The sequence below is a fragment of the Frankia sp. AiPs1 genome (assembly GCF_023716945.1).
Lineage (GTDB): Bacteria > Actinomycetota > Actinomycetes > Frankiales > Frankiaceae > Frankia.
In genome coordinates this window covers 1-4,431 of sequence record NZ_JAMQQF010000501.1, presented here as the reverse complement: position 1 = coordinate 4,431, position 4,431 = coordinate 1, and the positions used below count along the sequence as shown (strand labels likewise).

General features: G+C 70.9%; 3 protein-coding genes. 1 reads left to right on the top strand and 2 read right to left on the bottom strand.

Annotation, left to right across the window (positions count from 1 at the left end):
- Positions 1 to 632: diacylglycerol kinase family protein (locus tag ND748_RS26115; RefSeq protein WP_251748800.1), on the top strand; the 632-nt coding region annotated here is incomplete at its 5' end.
- 156 nt (positions 633 to 788) lie between these two features.
- On the opposite strand, the gene ctaD is transcribed toward ND748_RS26115, so the two are convergent.
- Entirely contained in the window at positions 789 to 2,540 is a 1,752-nt protein-coding gene (gene ctaD / locus ND748_RS26110; RefSeq protein WP_251748798.1) for a cytochrome c oxidase subunit I, read from the bottom strand.
- Positions 2,541 to 2,859: 319 nt separating this feature from the next.
- Positions 2,860 to 4,431: alkaline phosphatase (locus ND748_RS26105; RefSeq protein WP_374216040.1), on the bottom strand; the 1,572-nt coding region annotated here is incomplete at its 5' end.

Genomic DNA, 4,431 nt, shown 5'->3' with positions numbered 1-4,431 from the left:
TCGCCGTGCTGCCCGGCGGTCGCGGCAACGACTTCGCCCGCGGGCTGGGCCTGTCCGCCGACCCCCGCCGCGTCGCCGCCGAGCTCGCCGGGTTCCAGGAGCGGCGGGTGGACCTGCCCGAGGTCGGCGGCCGGCCGTACCTGGGGATCGCCAGCGTCGGTTTCGACTCGGACGTGCAGGTCATCGCCAATCGGACCCGCCTGCTGCGCGGGCGGCACGTCTACACCTACGCGGCGCTACGGGCGGTGGCGGCCTGGCGGCCGGCGCGCTTCACGGTGACGGTCGACGGCGGGCCGCCGCGCACGCTGCACGGCTGGACGGTCGCCGCGGCCAACGCGGCGTACTACGGCGGCGGGATGCGCTTCGCCCCCGACGCCGACCTCGCCGACGGGCTGCTCGACATCGTGTTGATCTCGCGGACGTCCCGGCCGACCTTCCTGGCGCTGTTCCCGCGGGTGTTCACCGGGCGGCACGTCCACACCCGCCACGTGCAGGTGCTGCGGGGGCGGCGGCTGCACATCGGCGCCGACCGGCCGTTCGCCGTCTATGCCGACGGCGATCCGCTGGCTGACCTGCCGGTCGAGATCGTCGTCCGCCCGGCCGCCCTGCGCCTGCTCGTCCCGCCCGTCTGATCGTGAGCCGGTGCGGTGCGGTGCGGTGCGTTCGGTCCGGACTGGAGCCGCGGACCGTGCACATCGTGCCGCGGTGTGGACCTCGTGCCGTGACCGGACCGGACCGGGCGGCAGGCGTCAGGCGTCAGGCGGCAGGCGGCAGGCGGCAGGGCGCAGTCAGTCCTCGCGCTGCGTGGGTTGGGTGCGGGCGGGTTGGGTGTGGGCGTCGGCGAGTTCCGGCGACGCGTGGTAGTCGACGAGCCCGCTGAGCTGCGGGTAGTGCAGGTCGAAGGCGGGGCGCTCGGAGCGGATCCGCGGCAGTGAGCGGAAGTTGTGCCGCGGCGGCGGGCAGGACGTCGCCCATTCCAACGAGTTGCCGTACCCCCAGGGGTCGTCGACGAGGGCGAGGGCGCCGTGCCGGTAGGAGTGCCACAGGTTGTAGATGAGCGGCAGCGTGGACGTGGCGAGCAGGAACGCGCCGGCGGTCGAGACCGTGTTCAGGGTGGTGAAACCGTCGGTCGGACCGTAGTCGGCGTAGCGCCGTGGCATGCCGCGCACGCCGAGCCAGTGCTGCACCAGGAACGTCATGTGGAAGCCGAAGAACATGGTCCAGAAGTGGACCTTACCCAGCTTGTCGTTCATCATCCGGCCGGTGATCTTCGGGAACCAGAAGTAGGCGCCGCCGAACGCGGCGAAGACGACGGTGCCGAACACGACGTAGTGGAAGTGGGCGACGACGAAGTAGCTGTCGCTGACGTGGAAGTCGTTCGGCGGGCTGGCCAGTATCACCCCGGTCAACCCGCCGAACAGGAACGTCACCAGGAAGCCGAGCGCGAACAGCATCGGCGTCTCGAAGGTGAGCTGCCCGCGCCACATCGTGCCGATCCAGTTGAAGAACTTGATGCCGGTCGGCACCGCGATCAGGAACGACAGGAAGGCGAAGAACGGCAGCAGCACCGCGCCGGTGACGTACATGTGGTGCGCCCACACCGCGATCGACAGCACCCCGATCCCGATCGTCGCGAAGACCAGGCCCTTGTAGCCGAAGAGGGGTTTTCGGGAGAAGACCGGCAGAATCTCGCTGATGATGCCGAAGAACGGCAGGGCGATGATGTAGACCTCGGGATGGCCGAAGTACCAGAACAGATGCTGCCAGAGGATCGCGCCGCCGTTCGCCGCGTCGAACACGTGCGCGCCGAACCGGCGGTCCGCCTCGAGGGTCAGCAGCTGTGCGGCCAGCACCGGGAAGGCGACGATCACCAGGATCGACGTCACCAGGAACGTCCAGCAGAAGATCGGCATCCGGAACATCGTCATCCCGGGCGCGCGCAGCGTCAGGATCGTGGTGACCATGTTGACCGCGCCGAGGATGGTGCCGAGCCCGGACACCACCAGGCCCAGGATCCACAGGTCGCTGCCGGGGCCGGGCGAGTACACCTTGCTGTTGAGCGGGGAGTAGGCGAACCAGCCGAAGTCGGCGGCGCCGTCCGGGGTGAGGAACCCGGCGATGACGGTCAGCCCACCGAACAGGAAGAACCAGTACGACAGCGAGTTCAACCGGGGGAACGCCACGTCGGGGGAGCCGATCTGCAACGGCACCAGGAGGTTGGCGAACGCGAACGCCAACGGCGTCGCGAACAGCAGCAGCATGACCGTGCCGTGGATCGTGAACAACTGGTTGTACTGCTCGTTGGAGAAGAACTGCAGTCCCGGCCGGGCGAGCTCCGCCCGCATCATCACGGCCAGGATCCCGGCAAACAGGAAGAAACCGAACGCGGTGACGAAGTACATCACCGCGATGTCCTTGTGGGATGTCGTCCGCAGGTAGCCGAGCAGGTTCGTGTACGGCCTCGAGTGCGCCGCGACGACGTCCTGCGGGCTGGGCCGAGCGGGTGCCGCCGGTTCCCGCGGTTCCTCCAGAATCGTCACGCTCGACTCCCGGTTCCTCGTCGTCCGCGCGGCCCGCGGGTGGCCCGCCGTGAGCGGGCAGCGGCCGACAATCCGCACCGATGCCACCGGCACGGCCGCGGCCGGCGGTGGTCGGCCGGCGGCAGCCTAACGTGCCAGGAGGGATTCCGGTTGGACGCTGGTCGAGTTTTCTTCGATATGTTTCGCGATGCCCCGCCGGAGGCTGGGGGAATACGCCGACTTTATCGCCCTCGTCCGTGATTCCCGAGCAGACGCAGACGCAGACGCGGTCGCGATCGCGGTCGGTGGCGGTTGCGGTTCGGTTGCGGTTCGGTCCTGGTCAGGCGGGTTGGGCGCCGGGGACGCCGTCCTCGATGACCCAGGTGGCGTCGGTGGAGACCGGCGAGTCCCGCCGGGAGAGGTCGGCGACGACCCGCATGTCCGCGCGCCATTCCGTCGGCGTCACCCGAATCCGGGTGTAACCCCGGCGATCGCCGCGGAAGTAGCGGACGTGCGGGTTGAGCCGGGCGTTGTTCTCCCGGACGAAGTCGTCGTTGACGAGGAAAAAGGCCGAGCTGATCGAGGTGCAGACGAACTCGGTCGCGACCGCGGGGGTCTCCGGCCGGTCGAAGTCGACGCGCAGGTCGTTCACCCAGGCGCAGTGGAGGTCCCCGGAGAGCACCACGGGATTGCGGGCCCGGCTGTCGCGCACCCCGGTCAGCAGCCGCCGCCGGTAGGGGCGGTAGCCGTCGTTCTGGTCGAGGTTGGTCAGCATGCTCCCCGATCCCACGGGAAGCTGGCCGTCGAGCTGGGCCATCATCGTCTGCTGCGCGATCACGTTCCAGCGGGTCCGGGAGGCGTCGAGCCCCGCGCGCAGCCAGCGTTCCTGGGCGGTCCCGGCCATCGTGCCGCCGGTGTTGGCGAGGCCGAGCGCGGCCGGGCCGATGGCCTCCGGCGAGTTGCCCGGCACCGGGGTCCGGTACTGGCGGGTGTCCATGACGTTGAGCGTCAGCAGGCTGCCGAAGGCGAGGCGGCGGTAGATGCGCAGGTCGGGGGAGCCCGGGTTGAGCTCGGCCCGGATCGGCATGTGCTCGTAGTACGCCTGGTACGCGGCGGCCCGCTGACGGGCGAAGGTGGCCGGGTCCTGGTGACGGTCGCCGGCGTCGCCGGCCTCGTCGACGAGCCCCGCGTAGTTGTTCTCGACCTCGTGGTCGTCCCAGGTGACGACCCAGGGCGCGGCGTGGTGGGCCGCCTGCAGGGCCGGGTCCGCCTTGTACTGGCCGTAGCGGTTGCGGTAGTCCGCCAACGTCTGGAGCTGGTCGAGTCCGGGCTGCTGGGGGGTGGTGTGCACGCGGTCCGGGAACCGGCTGTCCGGGTCGTACTCGTAGATGTAGTCGCCGACGTGCACGACCAGGTCCGGCGCGTCCGCGGCGATGGCGTCGAAGGCCGGCCAGTAGCCGTTCTGGAAGTCCTGGCAGGAGGCCAGCGCCAGGGTCAGCGCCCCGCCGGCGGCGTCCGTGCCGGCCTGCGGGGCGGCGGCGGTCCTGGTCCGGCCGACGGGGCTGAGCACGGTGCCGGCCCGGAAGCGGTAGTAGTACTCGCGCCCCGGCTCCAGGCCGCGGACGTCGACGTGCACCGAGTGGGCGAACGCCGCCTGGGCGGTCTGGGTGCCGGCGCGCACCACCGAACGGAAGCTCTCGTCGGCGGCGATCTGCCAGTCGACCGGGACGTCGCGCGAGGGCATCCCGCCACCCTCGCTCGGGCGCGGCGCCAGTCGGGTCCACAGGATGACGCCGTCGGGCAGTGGGTCGCCGCTGGCCACCCCCAGGGCGAACACGCCCTCGGTCACCCCGGGGACGGGGGTCGGCGCGCGCAGCGTCGGGGCCGGCAGCGGCGTCGGGCCGCCCGAGCC